Below are 20,866 nucleotides of genomic sequence, written 5' to 3' on the forward strand. Positions count from 1 at the left end.
GGGCCCAACCTGATCAATCTTGCCCTGATGGTCGGGCAGCATTTCTTCGGCTGGCGCGGGGCGGCCGTGGCCCTGGCGGGCATGCTGGTCGCGCCGCTGGTGCTGATCTTCCTCGTTGCCATCGCCTACGCCCAATACGCCAGCACGCCCGCAGTGGCCCATGCATTGCAGGGGATGTCTGCCGTGGTGGCCGGACTAGTGATTGCCATGGCCATCAAGCTCTTTCCCGCCATTCGCCATGACCTGCCCAACTGGGGCTGGGCGGGGCTGGCTTTTGCCGGGGTGGGCCTGCTGCGTATCAACCTGCTCTGGGTCTTGGTCGTGCTCGGGCCGATTGCCGTAGCACTGGCCTGGTGGCGCATTCGGAGGGCCTGATGCACACCCTCTCTGTCGCCCTGGCTTTTTTCGGCCATTTTCTGCTGTGGTCTGTGCTTTCAGTGGGCGGCGCCATCGGCCTGCTGCCCGACATGCACCGCTATCTGGTGGTGGAGCAACATTGGCTCAGCGATTCGGCGTTTACCTCGGCCCTGGCGCTGGGGCAGGCTTCTCCCGGCCCCAACATGATTCTGTTCTCCGCCCTGCTCGGCTGGCAGATTCTCGGGCTGCCCGGCGCCCTGCTGGCAGCCATCGGGCTGATTCTGCCGTCATCGCTCATGACCGTGGCCTATTTCCGCTACAGCCGGATTCACAAGGATCGCCACTGGGTACGTGCCATGCACGATGGCATGGCGCCCATCACCGTCGGCCTGCTGCTTTCCTCCGGCTGGCTGCTGGCGCGGCAGGAAGCCACCAATTGGCAGCGCATCGCGCTCATGCTGCTTAGCGTCGTGCTGGTCGTCCGCACACGGCTCAACCCCTTATGGCTACTGCTCGCCGGGGCATTGTTGGGTCTGCTCGGCTTCATTTGAGGGAGAAATTACGCACATGCTCAAACGCATCAGCCCCCTGCAATCCGAGCCGGTGTATCGCGTCGACGCGCTGCGCCAGATCGAATCCGAGGCCGCGCGCACATTACCCCCGCACAGCCTCATGCAGCGCGCGGGTAGTGCCGTGGCCCGGTTGGCGCAGGCTTGCTTTCCGCACGCAAGACGCGTCGTCGTGCTCGCGGGCGCGGGAAACAACGGCGGCGACGGCCTGGTGGCGGCCACACAGTTGCACCAGGCCGGACGCGACGTGCTCGTCCTCGCCTGCGGCGCCAAGACGCTGAACGAATGGCGCTCTCGCCTGCCCGCCGACGCCGCGTGGGCCTGGACGCAGGCGCTGGCGGCTGAGGTTCGGTGCGCCTGGGACGATCACAGCACCTTACCCGAGGCCGATCTCTACATCGACGCGCTGCTGGGCCTCGGCCTGCGGGGCCCCATGCGAGCGCAGATGGCCGAGATCATTCAAAGGCTCAACGCGCAGCGCGGCGCCCCCGTGCTCAGCGTCGATCTGCCCTCGGGGCTGGATGCCGACACCGGCGCCGCAACCGACGTCTGCGTGCGCGCCAACGTGACTCTCAGCCTGCTCGGGCTCAAGCCCGGTTTATGCACCGGCCCCGCATCAAGCTTGTGCGGCACGCTGTGGCATGACGATCTCGGCGTCAGTGCGGCAACGCATCATCCGCAGGTAGCAATTGATGCCACCTGGCTCGGCGCCGATCTGATTCGCCCTCTGCTGCCCGACTTGGCACAGTCCGCCCACAAGGGCCAGCGGGGCGACGTCGCGGTGATCGGAGGTGCCGCCGGCATGACAGGCGCTGCCCTGCTCGCCGCCCGCGCAGCAGCCCAGCTCGGCGCCGGCAGAGTGTTCGTCGGCCTGCTCGATCACCAAGCCCCCGCCGTAGATCTGCTGGCGCCAGAACTGATGCTGCGCTCCCCCGCCGCGTTGCTCGACGCGCAAGGCGGCCGAACCTGCCTGCTCGTCGGCCCCGGCGCCGGTTGCGAAGACACCGCCCGCACCTACTTGGCGCAGGCCCTGGCCCAACCCGTTCCCCTGGTGCTCGACGCCGACGCGCTCAACCTCCTGGCCGCGACTGATTCGCTGCAAACCCTGCTACGGCAACGCAACCCCATCACAACCCTATTGACGCCCCACCCCCTCGAGGCCGCCCGACTGTTGGGCGTCTCGGTACAGGCGATTGAGTCGGACCGTCTCACCGCTGCGCGCACCCTGGCTCAGCGCTTCGCCTGCTGGATTGTGCTCAAGGGTCACGGCACCGTCATCGTCTCGCCGCAACAAACAGCGTGGATCAATGCCACCGGCAATGGCCTATTGGCCACGGCAGGCAGCGGCGATGTGCTGGCCGGCAGCGCGGCCGCCCTGCTCGCAGCAACAGGGAAGGCTTCATCAGTGCTCGCTGCCGTCTGGCTGCACGGCCAAGCGGCTATCCACTACGCCCGCAAACACGGCCCCGGCGGACTCACCGCCGCCACACTGCCGTTGTGGATGGCGGCAAGCTGGGCCGATTTACCCTGTCGTCGTCCCCGCCCTGGCATTGACGAAAATGCAGACTTTTGCTAACTTGCTCTCATGTCTATGTCTCGCATTCCTTTCGCCTCAAAGTTATCAATCAACGCTGAAGTTGCGCGTGATGTCAGTGTTCGGTCTTTCGGAGGCGGCGAGGGCGCTTGCGAGGCTTTGCTACTGGGCGGTCTACTACTGGCTTTGCCATTTAATGCCGCGCGCGACTGATTGACGTTTTCATCTCGTTTTCCAAATCCCAAGCGCCCGCGGCTTAAGCCACCGGGCGCTTTTCTTTTATATGCGCTTGCCATGACGATTTTCTGCACCGATCTGAGACGACTACCCACCGGCGGTCGGGCCCTGCACCCGCGACAGCCCAACCGCCCCATCGTCGCACCCTCTATGCCCTGCGCAACCCCATTCGCTTTCTGGAGATGACCTCATGTTGAAGCAACCGAACACCAAATACCGCGCCTTTCCTCAGATCGATCTGAAAAACCGTACCTGGCCCGATCGGGTCATCACCCAGCCGCCGATCTGGATGAGCACTGATCTGCGCGACGGCAATCAGGCGCTGTTCGAACCCATGGATGCACAGCGCAAGATGCGCATGTTCAAGATGCTGTGCGCCGTTGGCGTCAAGCAGATCGAAGTGGCCTTTCCGTCTGCCTCGCAAACCGATTTCGATTTTGTGCGCGAACTCATCGAGGGCGACCATATACCCGACGACGTCACCATCGAAGTGCTGACCCAAGCGCGCGAAGATCTCATCCGCCGCTCCTTCGACTCACTGCGGGGCGCCAAGCGGGCGATCGTGCATGTGTACAACGCCACGGCCCCAAATTTCCGACGCATCGTGTTCAACGTCGACGAAGCGGGCTGCACGCAGATCGCGGTGAATGCGGCCAAACTCATCAAGCAGATCGCTGCCGAGCACCCGGAAACCCAATGGACCTTCCAGTACAGCCCCGAGGTGTTCAGCGGCACCGAATTGCCCTTTGCCGTCTCGGTGTGTAACGCCGTGACCGAAGTCTGGCAGCCCACGCCGGAAAACAAGATCATTTTCAACTTGCCGGCCACGGTCGAGATGAGCACCCCCAACATCTATGCCGACCAGATCGAATGGATGCACCGCCATCTCGACAAGCGTGACAGCATCATCCTGTCGCTGCATCCGCACAATGATCGGGGCTGCGCCGTCGCCGCTGCAGAGCTCGGCGTGATGGCTGGCGCCGACCGCGTGGAAGGCTGCCTGTTCGGCAATGGCGAACGCACCGGTAATGTCGATCTGGTCACCCTTGCGCTCAACCTCTATTCGCAAGGCGTGAACCCGGGGCTGGATTTTTCGAACATCAACGCCGTGGCGCGCACCGTGGAGGAATGCACACAGTTGCCCGTGCATCCCCGCCACCCCTATGCAGGTGATCTGGTGTTTACCGCTTTCTCCGGCTCACATCAGGACGCCATCAAAAAAGGTCTGGCCGCACAACGTCACGATGCCCTGTGGGAAGTGCCCTATCTCCCCGTCGATCCGGCCGATCTCGGCCGCGCCTACGATTCGGTCATCCGCGTCAACAGCCAGTCCGGCAAGGGCGGCATCGCCTATCTGCTCGAAGCCACCTACGGTCTGGTCATGCCCCGCCGTTTGCAGGTCGAGTTCAGCGGCGTGGTGCAAAAACACACCGACGCCACTGGCGCTGAAGTCACCGCACAACAACTCTGGCAGATGTTCAATGAAGAGTATGTGCAGATTGGGCAGCCGTTGCACCTGCACAGCTACCACCTCAGCGACCACGGCGAGCGCCAAGGCGTTCGCCTCGAAATCGAAGTGGATGGCAAACGTCTGAGCCTCACAGGCGAAGGCAACGGCCCCATCGACGCGGCCATCCATGCCCTGCGCCTGCCACTGGCCGTGCACAGCTATGAAGAGCGCGCACTCGGCCTCGGCGCGGATGCCAAAGCCTCGGCCATCGTCGAAATGGCCATCGCAGGAACGGCCACCAGCACCTACGGAGTGGGCATGGACGCCAACATCGTCACCGCCTCCGTGCGCGCGTTGATCTCCGGCGCCAATCGCCTGCTGCAGCGCCTGCCAGAAGCCGAGGCGCGGCAGCATCTGGAATCCCTGCAAGCCCCATTGCGTGCAGTAGCTTGAACCCTTAGTGGGGAATGCGAACCAAAAGAAAAAGCCCGCTTTAGCGGGCTTTTGTATTGCTTTTCCGTCAATGATCAGATCTGACGACTGGTCATTTACTTAGTAATTTTGGTCGGGGCGAGAGGATTCGAACCTCCGACCCCCTGCACCCCATTCCGATATGTAGTAGGCTGGAACCCGCATGAACACTTGCTCTGCATGAATTATTTACCTCATTTGGGGGAATCTAGGGGGAATTGATGGCCTACTTCGAGCAGCGTAAAAACGGTTGGCGCGCACAAATCAGGCAGCGCGGTATGCCGTCCATTTCGCGCACCTTTGATCTGAAAGTCGATGCCGAAGCCTGGGCTCGCGAGGTCGAGCGCGAAGTCCAACGCGGCAATCGTGCCGTGCTACGCGACGATGCAGGGAAGACCACCATCGATCAGGTTGTGGCCCTTTACACAAAGCATGTGTTGCCGATGAAAAAGGATCATAGTGCGGCGTCGAACCTGCGCGTGGTACGTGAGCGGTTCGGCGCGTCATTCCTGAGCGCCGTGCGAAGTGTCGATGTGGCGGCGTGGCGCAATGAGCTCGTCGAGGCAGGTTACGCGGCGCAGTCCGTTATCCATCGGCTTGCAGCGCTCTCGAACCTGTTCACTTATGCCGAGCAGGAAATGTCCATTACCTTGCCTGCGGGCAACCCGGTGCGCGCGATTCGCAAGCCGATAAAGCCAAAGGGACGTGATCGTCGGCTGCGGCCCGGTGAACTTGATGCCTTGCGGCGCGGCGCGGCTGCCGCGCGGTCGCAAGTGGTGGGCCTGCCGCAGATCATCACGCTGGCCGTCGAGACCAGCATGCGCCTGGGTGAACTGCTAGGTCTGGAATGGTCTCGCATCGATCTGGCGCGACGCACCGCGCATCTGGTGGACACCAAGAATGGTGAAAGTCGAACCGTGGCATTGTCCAGCGCAGCCCTGGACGCCCTGCGCACCCTGCCCCGCCGCATTGATGGCCGGGTGTTCGGTTGGCAGAACAAGGACAGTTTCGAGAAGGCATGGACGCGTTGCAAGGTGCGTGCGCTGGCGGCGTATCAAACTGACTGCACGGCATCCAACTCCAAGCCCGACCCCACATTCCTGATCGACCTACGCTTCCATGACTTACGCCACGAGGCAACGTCGCGTTTGTTCGAGAAAGGTCTTGGCGTCATGGAAGTGGCTTCGATGACCGGCCACAAGTCACTCGCCATGCTCAAGCGCTACACCCACATCGAGGCGGAGAAGTTGGCGCAGAAGTTGGGGTAAGCAAGCACTCAAGCGACAACCACCACGAGCGAGGCAGGGGCATCTGAAATGGAATGTTGGAATTGCTTGTTGGTACTGTCTCGGTCAAGCAATCAGGCTGCTTGAACTGCCACATGCAGGTTGATGGCGGCGAGAGGAACGGCTGGTGCCGCCTCGACGACCGACCCTCCTGAAGGCAGCCTGGAGCAGATGGGGGCAAGGCGTTGCGCACCATCGGTCTGGCGCGTGCCACGTTGCACCTGCACTGGAAGGCCGCCGCCTACAACCTGCGGCGCCTGTGCACGCTGATGGAGGTCGGTCCGCAACCGTTCTGACGCCCGAAATGGGCCGGAATCGGTCGGAAGCGACCCGTTCGGCGCCAAAGAAGGCGGAAAAGCTGGCCGACCAATCCCGAAATCTCTCGAAAATACACGCAATCGCTGCCTCGTCACAGGGCGTCAGCTCAGAAACCGGGTAATTCGAGGTGCTCTTTAGTTTAATCCTTCGCCTTTTCATAAACCCACTGGCTTCCCATCAACTGGTCAATATAAATTTTTGAATCCGGAAGAAGATACGCATAGAATAATGCCACAAAATGTCTTATGCCAAAAACAATAATTGCCTCGTCATTGGCGTCAGAGATGTGTATGCGGGCATACGTCAACCAATACGTGAGCAGGGCCCAACTATTTACCGTCAGAAATTGAATTTCGCTATAGGAGGCGCTCATAACGCCCATCTTGACTAGGTCAGAATAAATGGCATTGCCCTTTTCCACCACGCGCTCAGAAAATTTAATATATCTCGCCTGAAGGCCCGGCACATTTTCAACCATCCAAGCCAGGTCACGAAAGAAAAAACGATACTTCCAAACTGTTTGAAATAGGCCGTTTACATAGATAAAAATATCATTAACTGAGAGTTGCCGTTCAGGCGGAATATTCAGGGTCGAAAGGAGATCTTCTTCGAGGCGAAGGTAGATCTCATAAATAATTTCCTGCTTGCTTCGAAAATGATAATAAAGATTGCCAGGGCTAATACCCGTTTGCTCGCAAACATGATTCGTCGTGATGTTGCGTTCACCGTGGGTGTTGAACATCTCGAGTGCCGCTTCGATGATGCGATAACGGTTACCCTTTGGTTCCGAGAGGGGAATCGCCCGTTTTTTTTGGGCCATGTTATGAATCTCTCACGCTGGACGAAATCACGAGTGCTGGCATTTCGCAATAGACACAGGGGAATCGACGAAATATAAAGATCAGCATCAAGTCTGATGCTTCATTATACCAGAGGGCACCTCGAATTACCCGATTTTTGCGCTGACCTCGCCATGATGACGCCGCAATCGAGCCCAGTTCCGGGCCCTGCGAAGGGCAGCGCGGGGATCTTTGTGCCCTCTGGCGCTCGGATCCGGTCGATTTCGACCGCTCCAGGCCCACTTCGGGCGTCAGAATGGCGCTGGGCCGACCTCCATCAGCGTGCACAGGCGTCGCAGGTTATACGCGGTGGCCTTCCAGTTCAGATGCAGCGTCGCCCGTTCCAGGCCGATACTGCGCAGCGCCTTGCCGCCCATCTGCGCCAGGCTGGCGAACACATGCTCCACCCGGGCGCGTGTCTTGGCGATGCGACGGTTGCGTCGCTCCTGGCAATCCGACAGTGGCTTGCCAGCCTGCCCCTTGCGCTGGATATGCATGCGCCAGCCCCGGGCCGTCAGGCGCTGTTCGCGCTCACCGTCGACATAGCCTTTGTCGGCCCAGACATCGCGGCAGGTGTTGCCGGCGTCGAGCACCTGCTCGAAGTGCAGGGCGTCGTGCTCGCTGGCCGTGCTCACGTGCACGCGGCGGATCAGCTTGTGCCGCCCGTCCACGCTGCTCGAGAGCTTGTAGCCGAAGGAGCTCTTGCCGTGCTTCTGGGTCCAGCGCGCCTGCACGTCCTTCTGCCGACGCTTCGGGGCCGACCACTCGGCCGGCATCGCGTCCTGCTGAATCATCTCTTTCTCGTCCCTGGTCAGCGTCTGCCTGGGCACCGGCACGATGATGGCATCGATCATCTGCCCGCCACGCGCGATGTAGCCGTGGCGGTCGAGTTGTCGGCTCACTGCCTCGAAGATCCGCGCGGTGGCGCCGGCCTTGATCAGCCGTTCTTTGAAGGTCCAGTCGGAAACGGCGGCCGGCCGCCGCGTTCGCGGCCAGCCGAGGCGCCGCCGCGTCGATCTCTGCGGCCAGCGCCGGGAAGTCCACGTGCGCGGCCAGCTTGCTCAGCGCGTCGCCGATCTTGTCCAGTTTCGTCTCGCGCTCTTGTTCCGCGAACAGACTGACCTTGATCATCTCCACTTCCTCATGCCCTCGACATCGGCCACATCATGCCAGGGACGAGGAGGTTTTTCGAGGTGCCCCAGAGGCGTCGCGGCGCAGGAGAACCCTCTACGATAAATGATACATATCAAAATTCACCCAAGCAGCGCATTTAGGAAGATGCGGGGAATCTTGAAAAATCCTGGGCGATATTCGAAAGCCAGCAGCAAACGACCCAGGATACGGGATTTGCGGTTGGTCACAAACCAAGGCGGGCGCGGCAGCAGTGTAAACGACAAACTCAACAGATTACGAGGAAAGGGCCTGAATGGGGCCTCAACCACAGTACGCTGCGGCTTTTCAAAAAGGTAAGTGTTGTGTACGACGCCGATACCGCTTTGGACGTCGGCGATGTCGTGCCCCGGAAAGGCGCCCCAGGGCGCCTGCGGCATCAGAAAGGCAAGACCAGTCCACGCATTTACTGCAATCGTCCCATAACGCAACTCGGCAAGCAAATCCTCAAAGCGTTGGCGTCCCATGCGAGCGATAGTCGCGGGGTGAACGACGATGTTGGCGCCCAATGTTCCGTAGAGTTGCTCATTCACAAATCGGATTGCATCCCTTAGATAGGAATCTGGATCAGTGCCGTCGATTTCCGTGACGCTCAGGGCCGGCGCAAACACTTCAACGGATCTGGCGGATACGTTGTTCTTCACATCCAGAGGGGCGATCAGCACATCTTCGCCACCGGTGCGGCGCAGGGCCTTGGTTGAGCGATTGCTCGCTGCAAACCCAGCCAGTCGCTCCTTCGCACCAGGGTAGTACAGGGCACGGGCTTCGGACGTTGCCATGATGCGCTCGAGTGCGTCCAAAAAGGCAAACTTCTGACCCCAGTCACGCGGCATCACCAATACTTGGCAAGCCACGCAATTGAACCCGGAATTATGTAATTTCTGGGTCGCCACATGCTCGGCCTGGAAAGCGATGTCGGCCGCAGACCAAGGGCCAGGGACTACGATGGTCGGGCACACGGCCCCCAATTCCGAGGTGATGGCGCGCGTGTTCTTGCGTGTGCCGGCAGCCTTATTGGCGCGTCCTTCATCACCTGGGCCCCAGACGATGGCGTCGTGCGAAGCGCCCGCGCCCGTGATGTGAATGGACTCCACCAGCCGGTGGTTGCATAAATACTGCCCGACTTCTGTACCACCGCGCACGATGACGAGGAAGCCGCGGTCAATCAGTGGTTTGAGCGCCGGCTGGAGAAACTCGATCAGGTAATCGTTCACCGGGTTCATCTTCAGGATGACCACCTCATTTTCGGCAAACAATTTATGAAAGACATCCAGTGGCGCGATGGCGGCGATATTCCCGGCTCCCAGCACCAACGACACCCGCCCCTTCTGGTGATCGGGACTGGTTGAATCGTAGGCCGATGCCGTGTGCTGCGACAGGTTGTTCCGGTTGACGCCAGGTTCCATCCAGATTTCAACCTTCACCCCACTGAAAAGCAGATGGTCCCAGACTGAGCGTGGCAACACGGTTGCGGCCAACTGACCGTTCGGGAGCTCCCGCAAAGGCACATGATCAAGATGGTGCTTGCCTGAGACCCGGGACAGGGTCGTCATCATCTGATTGCAGTAACTCATGACTGCGTAGGGCCCGGAGATCCACTCCTCACCTTCTAAAGGCGAGCCGATCGCAATACCTTTTTTGCGGGCGGCGGTTTCGGCCCAAGACTTTGACACAGGCCAGAGCGCTTCCTTGATTTCAGCCAGGATCGCGATACGCTCTGCTACGCTTGTTTTCACCCAATGGTCACGGTTCTCGGCCAGTTGTTGAAGGTCGCGATCTAGGTCTGGAAACGCTTCTTCTGCAGAGATCTGGGTAGCGCCCGCGGAAAATTCTTGGAAGATGAGGTTCATGGTGCGTCTCGGTCTGTCGCCACAAGTTGGTTCAGTTCGCTTCAGCTCGCCGCACGTAGAAGGTCTACAGCCTTCTCTGCGATCGCAATGATCGGAGCATTGGTGTTGCCCCCAATCAGTGTCGGCATGACTGAACCATCGACAACACGCAAACCCTGAATGCCGTGAACTCGCAATTGAGGGTCAACGACAGCCATAGCATCAATTCCCATCTTACACGTGCCTACTGGGTGATAAACGGTATCTGTGCGAGCCCGCAGCACATCGCGAATGTCTTGATCCGTGCGAACGTCGGCTGTAAATAGGTCTTTGTGGCGAATTTGTGCAAGCGCAGGTGCATCCATTAACTTGCGTGTCATCTTGAAGCCCTTTACCAGCGTGTCCATGTCGTCCGGATGTACGAGAAACGCGGGATCGATGTTGGGGGCTTGAATAGGGTCGCGACTGGCCAATGAAACTTGGCCACGGCTTTTGGGTCGCAATACGCAGACGTGACAAGAATAACCGTGCGCTGCGTGTAGCCTGCGCGCATGGTCGTCGACGAGGCTGACGACAAAATGAAGTTGGATATCAGGTGCCTGTAATGCGGGGTCTGTTTTCAAAAAACCGCCGCCTTCAGCGAAATTACTGCTCAGCATACCACGCCGCTTTCGAAAGTACTTCCAAATCTCTGTCGTCATTCGCAGAGTGCCCCGCAGTGAGATGCCCAGAAGATCCAGACTCTTAGCTTCATAGCCGAAGATGAAATCCGGGTGATCCTGCAGATTCTGGCCTACGCCCGGCAAATCGTGCACCACCGGAATAGCATGACCGCGCAAATGTGCACCAGGACCAACCCCCGAAAGCATCAGTAACTGAGGAGATTGAAATGCGCCGGCGCAAAGAATGATCTCCCGCCGCGCCTTGAACACACGGCGACTCCCACCCTGCATGCATTCCACGCCAATGGCACGTCGCCCTTCAAAGAGAATTTTTGTGACGGTAACCCCTGTTTCTATGTGCAAGTTTTTTCGGACTCCGATATGGGGATGGAGGTACCCACGCGCCGCACTCCAGCGCTCCCCATTCTTTTGTGTCACCTGGTAAATGCCAATGCCTTCCTGCTCACGCCCATTAAAATCTCTATTAATGGGGTAACCTGTCTGGCGTGCGGCATTAAGATAAATGTCATGGAATGGATTATCTGTTTGCAGATTTGAAACCTGTAATGGTCCGCCTTGCCCATGCAAATCGTTATGGATCGCATTATTGTGTTCGCTTCGAATAAAATAAGGAAGCAAATCTTCATATGACCATCCGGTGTTCCCCATAGAAGCCCAGTGGTCATAGTCCGAACGATGGCCACGAATATAGACCATGGCATTAATGGCGGATGACCCGCCCAGTGCCTTGCCACGTGGCTGATAGCCACGGCGGCCATTTAAAGCGCTTTGCGGCATCGTTTTGAATGCATAATTGTTAAGATGGGTCGGAAGCATGGCCACCATCCCGGCGGGTGTTTTTACCAGCCAGCTATCACCTTTGCCACCTGCCTCCAATAATCCAACGCTAACCTTTGGATCCTCACTTAGGCGGCCCGCCATGACACAGCCAGCCGACCCACCGCCAATGATGATGTAATCCAATTCAATGCCATTCATGTTTGTCTCCGATGAATTTTGAATGTGGGGAAATGGGCATTTGAGGGTTCATGCGATAGCTTGCCGCAAAGCCATCGCTTCGTTATTATTTTTGGCTTAAGCGTCTGTAAGTTGATAATTTTTGAGTTGCTCGCGTAATTTGTTTTTTAGAATTTTACCCGTAGCCCCCATAGGTAGATCATTCACAAATAGCACATCGTCTGGCGTCCACCATTTCGCAATTTTTCCATCATAGAATTTAAGCAGCTCTTCCCTTGTGAGGATTGCGCCTCGTTTCTTGACGGCGACCAGTAATGGCCGCTCATCCCATTTGGGGTGGAAAATGCCGATACATGCCGCCAGCAATACCGATGGATGGGATATTGCGATGTTTTCAAGCTCGATTGTGCTGATCCATTCGCCGCCGGATTTGATCACGTCCTTACTGCGATCGGTAATTTGCATATAACCATCAGAATCGATCGTTGCAATATCACCAGTTGGGAACCAGCCATCTTGTAAGACGTGGGCATTATCTTCCTTGAAATAGCTATTGATGATCCAAGGCCCTTTGACCAGCAGGTTGCCGTAGGTTTTCCCATCCCAAGGTAGTTCCTGGCCTTCGTCGCAGACGATCTTCATATCGACACCAAATATGGCGTGACCCTGCTTTCCCAGGATGGCCTCCTGTGCCTTCTCGCACAGACCCAGATGTTTGGCCTGAAGCGTGCAGGCCGATCCCAATGGTGACATTTCTGTCATTCCCCAGGCATGGACAACCTCGATGCCGTATTGATGGCGGAGGGTTTTCATCATCACTGATGGACAGGCCGAGCCGCCAATGACGGTGCGCTTGAAGCTCGAGAACGTGAGATTGTTTTGACCGGCGTAGGTCAGCAGCCCAAGCCAAACCGTCGGAACACCGGCTGCGAGCGTGACTTTCTCCTGCTCCAGCAAGTCGTAAAGTGATTTGCCGTCCAACGCAGGCCCTGGGAACACCAGTCTGGCGCCGGTCATCGGTGCCGAATAGGGCAAACCCCAGGCATTGACGTGAAACATCGGGACAACCGGAAGCACCGAATCGCGCGACGATACATTCAGGGCATCCGGCATGACCGATGCATAGGAATGCAGCACCGTCGACCGATGAGAATACAGGGCTCCCTTCGGATGGCCGGTCGTGCCAGATGTATAGCAAAGACTCGATGCGCAATTTTCATCAAACACCGGCCATGAATATTGATCTGAACTGCCCTCTATTAAATCCTCGTAACACAGCAGATGATCGATGCCGGTTTCGGCCGGCATCCGGTCGCGATCGCACATTGCAATATAACCCTTGATCGTTTTGCAGTGCGGCGCGAAGGCCTTCACCAGCGGCAGGAAGGTCATATCGAACAACAGGTACTGATCTTCGGCATGATTGACGATGAAGACGATCTGCTCGGGATGCAGGCGCGGGTTGATGGTGTGAAGTACTGCACCGGAGCCCGAGACGGCATAATATGCCTCCATGTGGCGATAACCGTTCCACGCCAGCGTGGCGACGCGGTCGCCAAAACTGACACCAAGGCCGCTCAGCGCATTGGCCAATTGTCGTGCGCGTTTGTGGCAATCGCGATATGTGTAACGGTGGAGATCCCCTTCAACCCTGCGCGATACTATTTCGTTATTTCCGAAATACCGATCTGCGTGCGCAATGATGCTGGAGATGAGCAAAGGCTGACTCATCATCTGACCCATGATCGGACTCTTTGGCAAATCGGACAACGAGCCTTCCGAATTGGAGAAAGACATGATATTTTCCTTTTTTATTTAATTATTATTTCTGCAATGTGCCTAGCGCGGACTCACTGGCATCAATAAACCGATCAAAGAAAATCCTACTTTCGACCAATCCGATTTGGCGTAATGCGAAGATAGCGGCATCCACCATCGGCGGCGGACCGCATAAATAGGCCTGGCAAGACGATAGATCAAAATTTACCTTGCCCAATTGTTCCGTGACCATGCCACGCTGCCCTTGCCAATGGCTGTCGGCAGCTTCGTTGGAGAGCACCGGAATAAATTGGAAGTCCGCTTTCCATTGCGCCGAGAGGCGGCCCATTTCCTTTAGACAGTACAGATCATTTTGGGTGCGTGCACCGAACAGGAATAAAACAGGCCGAGCACACTCATCGCGGAAAGCTTGCTCGAGCATCGCCTTGACCGGTGCGAGACCGCTCCCGCCGGCGATGCAAAGAATGGGGGATGTGTCGCTTCGTAGGCAGAACGAGCCAAACGGGCCGGATATGGTCAAGCGTGAGCCGACACAGCTATCGCCGTGTGCCCAGTTACTGAACTTCCCATCAGGAATGCGCCGAACGTAAAAACTCGCCAATTGCTGCGGACGATCCTCAGGAGCTCGGGCAAACGAGTAGCTTCGAGGTCTCGTCATGCCCGGCAAAAAAAGGTCGGCATATTGTCCAGCGGTATAGGTCAACGGCTCATCGAGTCGCAGTGACAACTCGACGATATCATGGGTGAGCGGCCACACCGATTCCACAATAGCACCCATCGACTTGACGGTGACTCCAACACGCGTATCGATGCCTTCAGCGATCACCCGGATGTCGGTCTTCGCCTGTGCCTGACACGCCAAGATGTAGTTCTGCTGGAGTTCCTCTGTGCTCAGTACATAGGATGCATCCGTCAACTGGTGCACTTTTCCCTCAATTAATCGGCATTTACAAGTGCCGCAACTGCCAACACGACAATTATGTGGAAAGCGTATGCCAGCAGCTAGTGCTGCCTGCAAAAGGGTTTCGGAGGGAGCAATCGCGACATGTGATCCACTAGGCTCGATCACGGCGACATGTGGTTCGCGAGATTTGCGTGATAGAAAACTGAACAAACCAGACCCTCCGAAAATATAGTGGATCGCGACAGGCGTCGCGAGAGCGCTAACTGCGATTGCTTGCCGCGTAAAATTCAGGCGGACACGGTGTTCATTAGATCCGGGATTCCACTTGCGAGATTTGCATCCTTGGCTAGCTTGCGCTCAGCAGGGGTAGCAAAATGCTGATCCCAATCCTTAAGCTTTGGAATCATCATCCTTTTATAGAGTGGCGGCACCAACCCAATGAGAATCATCGTGAGATAGCCATAGTTCAGCATCGGTGCATCTGGATATGGGCGCAACTCCCAAAACGGCACATCGGCTTCCGCATGGTGATGAGAATGGCGCGTTAGGTTGTAGAGCACGAATCCGCTGATGCGCTGATTCGAGTTCCATGAATGACGAGGTTCCACCTTTGTGCCTGGCACACGGACAATGCCGTAGTGCTCAAAATAATTAACAAATTCGAGGATGGACTTTGTCCACAGCATCGTAATTAAATAGATGCAGACCCCAAACCACCCGGCAGCCAGATAAAATAAAACAAAGTATGTCAAGGTCATGAGATTGCCAGTGTGCATGCGGTTGCGCCATGACCACACCGGCAGTCCGCGCTTAGCCAGGCGCTCCTTCTCGATTTTCCAGGCGCTGAGATAGCTGAAGACAGTTGAGCGGATAACGAATGCATAGATGTTTTCTCCACGCTTCGCTGTTGCAGGATCTTTTGGGGTGCCGACGTTGACGTGGTGGCCATATACATGCTCAATGGCAAAAGACGCATCGCCACTGATTGCCAGCATCCACCGGCCGATCAACATTGCCGTTTTATCCCATGTGCGGTGCGTTAGGTCGTGCCCATTGGCAGTTCCCGACGTGGCACCCAACAGACCGCATGCCAGCACCCCGCCAGCGATATCCCAACCACTCGTCGCCGCACGCGCGGCTTGCATATCCCAACCGCTCAATGACTTGACGAACATCCCAAGACCGAGGAAGTCGGATCCCGGGCGACCAAGCATCCAGGCAAATACGATCAGCATCACTAAAAGCAATGCGAAATTAAGGACCATCTGGACGAAATTAAAAATCCACGTCTGGCCGTACACTGGCGTTTTCAAGTCCCTGCCAGCAATAGCATCGCCGCCGACCACACCTACGAGGGTGAGACTAAATCCGAACCACAACCACTGTCCACCGAGCATGAAGCCTGCGATGGTCGCCACCAACAGTGTTGGCATCATGAAGTAACGAATATATTTCCACATTTCTCTAGCTCCTTAGTTTGCCAGACGAGGACGCGCTACCCAGTAGTCAGCTTTCACGAATTGAAGGCCACCAATGCGCTAATGTTTCCAGGACATGCGTAGCGAGCAGAAAATCAATTAGAGCAATTGCTCTAATGGTGAAGCCTATGTGCAAAGCTGTGGCGCTGTCACCAGGGTTAGTACCGACGAGATTGGCCCCGGCAGAGCTTCGACCAGGCGGGCCGCGAGAAACATGCATGGCTGGATGCACAGGCCAAGCCATGCTGATCGGCCATGGAGCAACTGCGGGAAGGGGACACCCTAGTGGTGTGGAAGGAAGCTTGACCGGCCGGGGCGCACGGTCAAGGGTCTGGTGGAGCTGGTGGAGGGCTTGCAGACCCAGGGCATTCAGTTCCACAGTCTGACGGAGGCCATTTACACGTCCAGCCCGTCCGGGGGTTTTCCTTCCACGTCATGGCCAGCCTGGAGCAGATGGAACGTGCGCTGATCGCGGAACGCACCAAGGCTGGATTGCAAGCAGCCCGCAAGGCGGGGCGCATTGGTGGACACAAGCGCAGCATGACACCAGCCAAAATCGAGGCGGCCCGCACCTCATGGCGCAGAGCACGCCTGCAAGGATGTAGCGGCAACGCTCGGGGTGTCGGTGCCGACGATCTATCGCTGGATTCAGAGGGCTCCAACCCGTTGATTTATGGGCGCGGCATTCTCGACTGCTTTAGTTCTCAAAAACGGTCATTGGAAAATCCCAGTCGGAGAGTGTGAGTGGCCATCGGCAAAATCACACCTGTCAGTGTGCCACCGAACAGAAGTTCGGCCGGACCAAGCGTACCTTCACCAAGTGGGACCAGCAGACTCTGCGCGGGTTGGTCTTGCTTGAACACATCAGCGCAGGCAAGGCTTACCCATCATGAATCAACTGATCTGGCTTGTCGGCGCGGTTGTCATCGTCGTCTTCGTACCCGGCTACTTCGGCCTACGTTGAGCCCGCCAATGCCTTCCTGCGCGCGCGATAGTGCCGAGCCCCAATCAGGGCGAGCGCCAGGCTGTTCGTCGGCACCGATTCCGCGGCCAGTGGAACCCGCTTGGCAGGGCGATGACCCGATCGCCGTTGAACACGACCGGATGACGACCGTAGCGAACTGTCAAGGGGCGTCGATTCCGGGCCGACACGTCCGCAGTGAACGACGCGGACCAATGAGTGCCCAGCTAGTGCGCTTCCCTCTGGAGAGCCAATCACACAGCCAACCACGCTTGCCCCGGCACATCGGTTTCATTCCGGACGGCAACCGGCGCTGGGCAGTGCAACATGGCCTTGCCAAGGAGCAAGGGTACGCCAGCGGCATTGCGCCGGGGCTGGCGCTCTTCGAAGCGTGCAAGGCGCTCGGCGTCGAGGAGGTCTCGGTCTACGGGTTCACTCAGGACAACACGCGGCGGCCAACGGCGCAGGCCAATCAATTTCGGGCCGCGTGTGTTGCCTTTGCGGGGGAGATCTCTCGCCGCGATGCCGCCCTGCTGGTACTTGGCGACGAAAAGTCCAAGCAGTTTCCTGGGGAGCTGGCGGCATTTCGAACCCGCCAGGGCGAAGGCATCAAAGTTAATTTACTCGTGAACTATGGCTGGGAGTGGGATCTGGACGGCCTGAAGGAAGGCCAACTGCGGTCGGCCGATGTCTCGCGCCTGGATCTCGTAGTCCGCTGGGGCGGTGGGCGGCGCTTGAGCGGCTTCTTGCCGGTGCAGTCAGTCTATGCCGACATTTTCGTGCTGGACGCGCTGTGGCCCGACTTCGAGCCTCAGCACCTGGCCGCTGCGCTGGCTTGGTTTGGCCAACAGGACCGGACGCTCGGAGGCTGAAAGCGCCGCACCGCCATGCCGGTATCGGCAACGACGCAGCGCCCTAGCGCCTCAGGCTAGAGTGACACGCCTCATTGATGTACGGCTGAAAAAATGCAGACATCACAGGGGCGGATCAATAGCATGCAGGACGTTCAGCATTTTTGATGCTCTCTCCGACTAGACATATTGCGCCAAATTGTCTAATCGCCCGAATTCAGGGCCTTGCAGGGCAGCAAATCATCGCCAGGGACCGGCACAGCATCCGGGCTCGCCTCCAGCCAGGCATCGAACCCGCTCAGATCACCACGGCCACGCCGCTGCGCGAAATAAGCGCTCGTCTTGAGCGCCGACACCTTTTCGGCAATGGCGGTCACAAAAAACTGATTCATCGAGACATGCTCATCGAGCGCCACTTTCTTGGCGTACTCCATGAGCGAATCCGGCACGCGCAAGGCATAGTTGGCCATCAGAATCTCTCCAGTTGAAGGGTTTGCAAAAAGGCTCCGGGCGTGAGGACCGGAAGGCCAAACCGATGGGCAGGCACGAAATCGCGGCCATTGAGTGTGACCAGCGCCTCGGCCCGGCCATTGAGCGCGGTTTCCAACACCATCTCATCGGCAGGATCGCGGAGCTGCGGCCGCCAGAGAAAGAACAACTCCACAGGTTCGGCCAGCAGGCAGAACGCGTCCAGGAAAGCCTCCACCATCGGTGCCGTCCTGTGACTCGCAGCGAGCTGCTCCGGGCGCGAGAGCACGGCTTCATATTCAAGCACCAGGGGCACCGATGCCAGCGCCAACAATTGGCCCTCACGCATCGCGCGTAGCACAGCGAACGATGCGCCAAGGCGACTGCGTGACGCAGCGACCAAGACATTGGTATCGAGCACAACGCGCTTTTTCATACTGCCGATGATATAACAAGCAAGATCTGTTTGCCCAAAGGGCCGCCCACCAGCGCCACTCAGCAGGTATGGTCAGCAGGTCGTCGAGGTCAGCGAGGGTCGATGCTGGGTACAAGGCGCCCGCATCGAGAATCGCCCGGATTCCAAAAACGTGTGAGAAGCGTAATGCCGAAACGCGGGACAAAACAGGGTGTCGGGCGCAGCCTGACCAAGGAGCCGGTTTCGCCTGGAGCGCGAGCGACAGGTGAAACCTAGGCTTACCTTGCCCAGATTGAAAAAACCAACAAAACATAGATCGAAACACTACCCGTAGTTGCCCGGACCAAGGCCATGCACTACATTTAGCGCATGTTGATTAGCCCCGTGATTTTGCGCGCCGCATTGGAGCGGCCCATCGTGAAGCACCGTCCTGTCCTAGGGGCGGTGTTGGGGGCTGGCGTTGGCATGGGTTTGATTGCTGGAAACGGGGCGATCTTGGCCGGTGCGGCTTGGGCGATCATCGCGCTACTCGTTACCCTCATTGCGGCGGCAGAAACCTCCGCCGGTGTCCCACGCTTTTTTGCGCGTCAGGCGCGCGAGTTTGCGCGCGCCAACATCGCTCTGATCGCTTCAGCCCTACGCGCGACAATCGATGCCGTAGGCGTGGCCGCTGCACTGCGTGCAGTGGTCGTGCCGCGTCTGCAAGCCTTGACGTGTAAGGCGGCCATCCTGCCGCCTGTGCGCATCGCCCACCGCCGCATCGCCCATATCGCCATCACCGCGCGCGTCGTCCCCGCGCCGATCTCCCGCGCCTAGACGCGCGGGCTGCACTCCGTTCCTCGGTTTTGCTGCGCACTGCGCAGCCCGCGTCGTACCTCCCAAGCAGCGCATGACGGAGGATGACCATGTCACCCCATAGTTCTACCCACGAAATTAGCGTCGATACGCTCTTCAGCGCATTGATCGCCCAGGGCGCGCCGATGGTCATGGCCCTGGATGACTCCTATCTTTGCCAGACGCTGGGCTATACCAGCATCACCGCCGCACAAAAGCGCCGCGAGCGTGGCGACTATCCGCCGACAACGTATATCGGCGGGCGCGTCGTGGTCATGCTGCCAGCCCTGGCGACCCAGCGCAGAGCTGATTCCCGCATCATCACCACGCAAACGTGGCCGCCCCCGCAAGGCTGTGGCAACGCACGCCACCATCGGATCGGGAGGCGCGCGATGACGGCCCTGACCCTGCTTGATCGACTTTCGGGCGTCAAGCGCACCGGCCCCGGTCGGTGGCTGGCGCGTTGCCCCGCCCATGACGACTGTCGCGCGAGCCTTTCGGTTCGAGAACTCGACGATAGGCGCGTACTTTTTCATTGTTTCGCGGGCTGCGACGCCGAGGCCATTCTTGCAGCCGTGGGGCTAGTCTGGCAAGACATCCTGCCCCCGCAAGCCGTCGATCATCTCCGGCCGCGCGAACGCGCCCCATTCCCTGCTGTCGATGTGCTGCGCGCTATCGAGCATGAAAGCCTGATCGTCTGCATGGCTGCCGCGATGCTGCGCGAAGGCCAAACCCTGCCCGAGCCTGACCGTCAGCGCGTGAGCGTGGCGCACGCCCGGATTCTTGCCGGGGTGCAACTCGCGGGGATGCGGCCATGAGCGTGATTGCCGAAGCAACCCGAAAATTTGATCACGCTGCGCGTGGCGCGTCCATTCTCGACGCCCTGGCAGAGCGTGTTGGTCAACATCTTGCCCCACAAACGCCAGAAGCCGCATTAGAGCCTTTGCCGCTGCTTGCCGCGATCCGCCGGGCGGAAGTGTTACTCAAACCGGAGCTTGACGCAGGCAGCGATGGCTACCCGACCGATGCGCTTGGTCCCTTGGCGCAAGCGGCATGTGACTTGGCCTACGGTGCGCAAGTATCCCCCGCCATGGCCGGGCGCGGGCCAACGTGCGCACCATCGACGGCGGAGTCCGACCCCTGAGCCTGTATTGCTTGACCGTGGCGCGATCCGGCGATGGTAAGGACATGGCTGATCGCGTGGCCCTGCGCGCGATCCATGAGTTTCAACGCGAAGTGGGGCAGGCATGGCTGCGTGAGGTGGAGGTGTACGAGGAAACCTGCTCTGAGCGAAGCAAGAATGCCCCCAAGCCTGCGTCCCCTCCCCCTGCCCCTTACCGGCTGGCAGGCGACATCACTATCGAGGGCCTGCACCGATCCTATGCCGAAGGGGTTGCCGGGCAAGGCGTGTTTTCCACCGAGGCGGGCGTCATGCTTGCCGGGCATGCCATGAGCCAAGATCATCGCACCAAGACG

18 protein-coding genes and 2 pseudogenes are annotated in these 20,866 nt (G+C 58.6%); 11 read left to right on the plus strand and 9 right to left on the minus strand.

What is annotated here, in order from left to right; translation table 11 throughout:
• From B7X30_RS09665 to B7X30_RS09685, 5 genes are all read left to right on the plus strand, one after another.
• A partial coding sequence (locus B7X30_RS09665) for a chromate transporter (protein ID WP_286730369.1) occupies window positions 1-375 on the plus strand: 375 nt, incomplete at its 5' end.
• The gene (locus B7X30_RS09670) at window positions 375-908 is read left to right on the plus strand and encodes a chromate transporter (RefSeq protein WP_286730370.1); all 534 of its coding nucleotides are present in this window, start codon (window positions 375-377) and stop codon (window positions 906-908) included. The genes B7X30_RS09665 and B7X30_RS09670, both read left to right, overlap by 1 nt.
• 16 nt (window positions 909-924) lie before the next feature.
• On the plus strand, window positions 925-2,502 hold the full coding sequence (locus tag B7X30_RS09675) for an NAD(P)H-hydrate dehydratase (RefSeq protein ID WP_286730371.1): 1,578 nt from the start codon (window positions 925-927) through the stop codon (window positions 2,500-2,502).
• Between the two features lie 385 nt (window positions 2,503-2,887).
• Window positions 2,888-4,600: a 2-isopropylmalate synthase gene (gene leuA / locus B7X30_RS09680; RefSeq protein ID WP_286730372.1), complete on the plus strand. Its 1,713-nt coding sequence runs from the start codon at window positions 2,888-2,890 to the stop codon at window positions 4,598-4,600.
• 239 nt (window positions 4,601-4,839) lie between these two features.
• Window positions 4,840-5,886: a tyrosine-type recombinase/integrase gene (locus B7X30_RS09685; protein WP_286730373.1), complete on the plus strand. Its 1,047-nt coding sequence runs from the start codon at window positions 4,840-4,842 to the stop codon at window positions 5,884-5,886.
• Window positions 5,887-6,361: 475 nt separating this feature from the next.
• On the opposite strand, the gene B7X30_RS09690 is transcribed toward B7X30_RS09685, so the two are convergent.
• The 7 genes and pseudogenes from B7X30_RS09690 to B7X30_RS09720 all read right to left on the minus strand — a co-directional run bounded on the left by B7X30_RS09690 (window position 6,362) and on the right by B7X30_RS09720 (window position 15,843).
• The gene (locus tag B7X30_RS09690; RefSeq protein ID WP_286730374.1) at window positions 6,362-7,042 is read right to left on the minus strand and encodes a TetR/AcrR family transcriptional regulator; all 681 of its coding nucleotides are present in this window, start codon (window positions 7,040-7,042) and stop codon (window positions 6,362-6,364) included.
• Between the two features lie 270 nt (window positions 7,043-7,312).
• Window positions 7,313-8,192, minus strand: a pseudogene (locus tag B7X30_RS09695) (IS5 family transposase).
• Window positions 8,193-8,314: 122 nt separating this feature from the next.
• On the minus strand, window positions 8,315-10,081 hold the full coding sequence (locus B7X30_RS09700; RefSeq protein WP_286730375.1) for an aldehyde dehydrogenase family protein: 1,767 nt from the start codon (window positions 10,079-10,081) through the stop codon (window positions 8,315-8,317).
• Between the two features lie 41 nt (window positions 10,082-10,122).
• Complete coding sequence (locus B7X30_RS09705; RefSeq protein ID WP_286730376.1) at window positions 10,123-11,721, minus strand: GMC family oxidoreductase; 1,599 nt, start codon at window positions 11,719-11,721, stop codon at window positions 10,123-10,125.
• Window positions 11,722-11,817: 96 nt separating this feature from the next.
• Window positions 11,818-13,497: a 3-(methylthio)propionyl-CoA ligase gene (locus tag B7X30_RS09710; RefSeq protein WP_286730377.1), complete on the minus strand. Its 1,680-nt coding sequence runs from the start codon at window positions 13,495-13,497 to the stop codon at window positions 11,818-11,820.
• A 25-nt stretch (window positions 13,498-13,522) separates the two neighbouring features.
• Window positions 13,523-14,548 carry a 2Fe-2S iron-sulfur cluster-binding protein gene (locus B7X30_RS09715; RefSeq protein WP_286730378.1) on the minus strand — a complete coding sequence of 342 codons (1,026 nt, stop codon included), beginning with the start codon at window positions 14,546-14,548 and terminating at the stop codon, window positions 13,523-13,525.
• Window positions 14,549-14,670: 122 nt separating this feature from the next.
• Entirely contained in the window at window positions 14,671-15,843 is a 1,173-nt protein-coding gene (locus B7X30_RS09720) for an alkane 1-monooxygenase (RefSeq protein WP_286730379.1), read from the minus strand.
• Between the two features lie 361 nt (window positions 15,844-16,204).
• Between B7X30_RS09720 and B7X30_RS15750 the strand changes: the two are divergent.
• Window positions 16,205-16,605: pseudogene (locus B7X30_RS15750) on the plus strand (recombinase family protein).
• A 489-nt stretch (window positions 16,606-17,094) separates the two neighbouring features.
• Entirely contained in the window at window positions 17,095-17,694 is a 600-nt protein-coding gene (locus B7X30_RS09735) for an undecaprenyl diphosphate synthase family protein (protein WP_286730380.1), read from the plus strand.
• 182 nt (window positions 17,695-17,876) lie between these two features.
• On the opposite strand, the gene B7X30_RS09740 is transcribed toward B7X30_RS09735, so the two are convergent.
• Entirely contained in the window at window positions 17,877-18,143 is a 267-nt protein-coding gene (locus B7X30_RS09740) for a YlcI/YnfO family protein (RefSeq protein ID WP_286730381.1), read from the minus strand.
• Entirely contained in the window at window positions 18,143-18,577 is a 435-nt protein-coding gene (locus B7X30_RS09745) for a putative toxin-antitoxin system toxin component, PIN family (RefSeq protein ID WP_286730382.1), read from the minus strand. The genes B7X30_RS09740 and B7X30_RS09745 overlap by 1 nt, the downstream gene beginning before the upstream one ends.
• 348 nt (window positions 18,578-18,925) lie before the next feature.
• On the opposite strand from B7X30_RS09745, the gene B7X30_RS09750 reads away from it, so the two are divergent.
• The 4 genes from B7X30_RS09750 to B7X30_RS09765 form a co-directional block, all read left to right on the plus strand.
• Window positions 18,926-19,372 (plus strand): hypothetical protein, encoded by a 447-nt coding sequence (locus B7X30_RS09750; RefSeq protein ID WP_156053711.1) that lies wholly within the window; start codon window positions 18,926-18,928, stop codon window positions 19,370-19,372.
• An 89-nt stretch (window positions 19,373-19,461) separates the two neighbouring features.
• Window positions 19,462-20,208, plus strand: coding sequence for a hypothetical protein (locus tag B7X30_RS09755; RefSeq protein WP_286730383.1), 747 nt, complete (start codon window positions 19,462-19,464; stop codon window positions 20,206-20,208).
• The gene (locus B7X30_RS09760; protein ID WP_286730384.1) at window positions 20,205-20,534 is read left to right on the plus strand and encodes a hypothetical protein; all 330 of its coding nucleotides are present in this window, start codon (window positions 20,205-20,207) and stop codon (window positions 20,532-20,534) included. Before B7X30_RS09755 ends, B7X30_RS09760 begins: the two co-directional genes overlap by 4 nt.
• The coding region (locus tag B7X30_RS09765; protein WP_286730385.1) for a DUF3987 domain-containing protein at window positions 20,501-20,866 on the plus strand (366 nt) is incomplete at its 3' end. The genes B7X30_RS09760 and B7X30_RS09765, both read left to right, overlap by 34 nt.

Origin of the sequence: Thiomonas sp. 13-64-67 (assembly GCF_002282795.1) — a bacterium.
Taxonomy (GTDB): Bacteria; Pseudomonadota; Gammaproteobacteria; order Burkholderiales; family Burkholderiaceae_C; genus Thiomonas; species Thiomonas arsenitoxydans.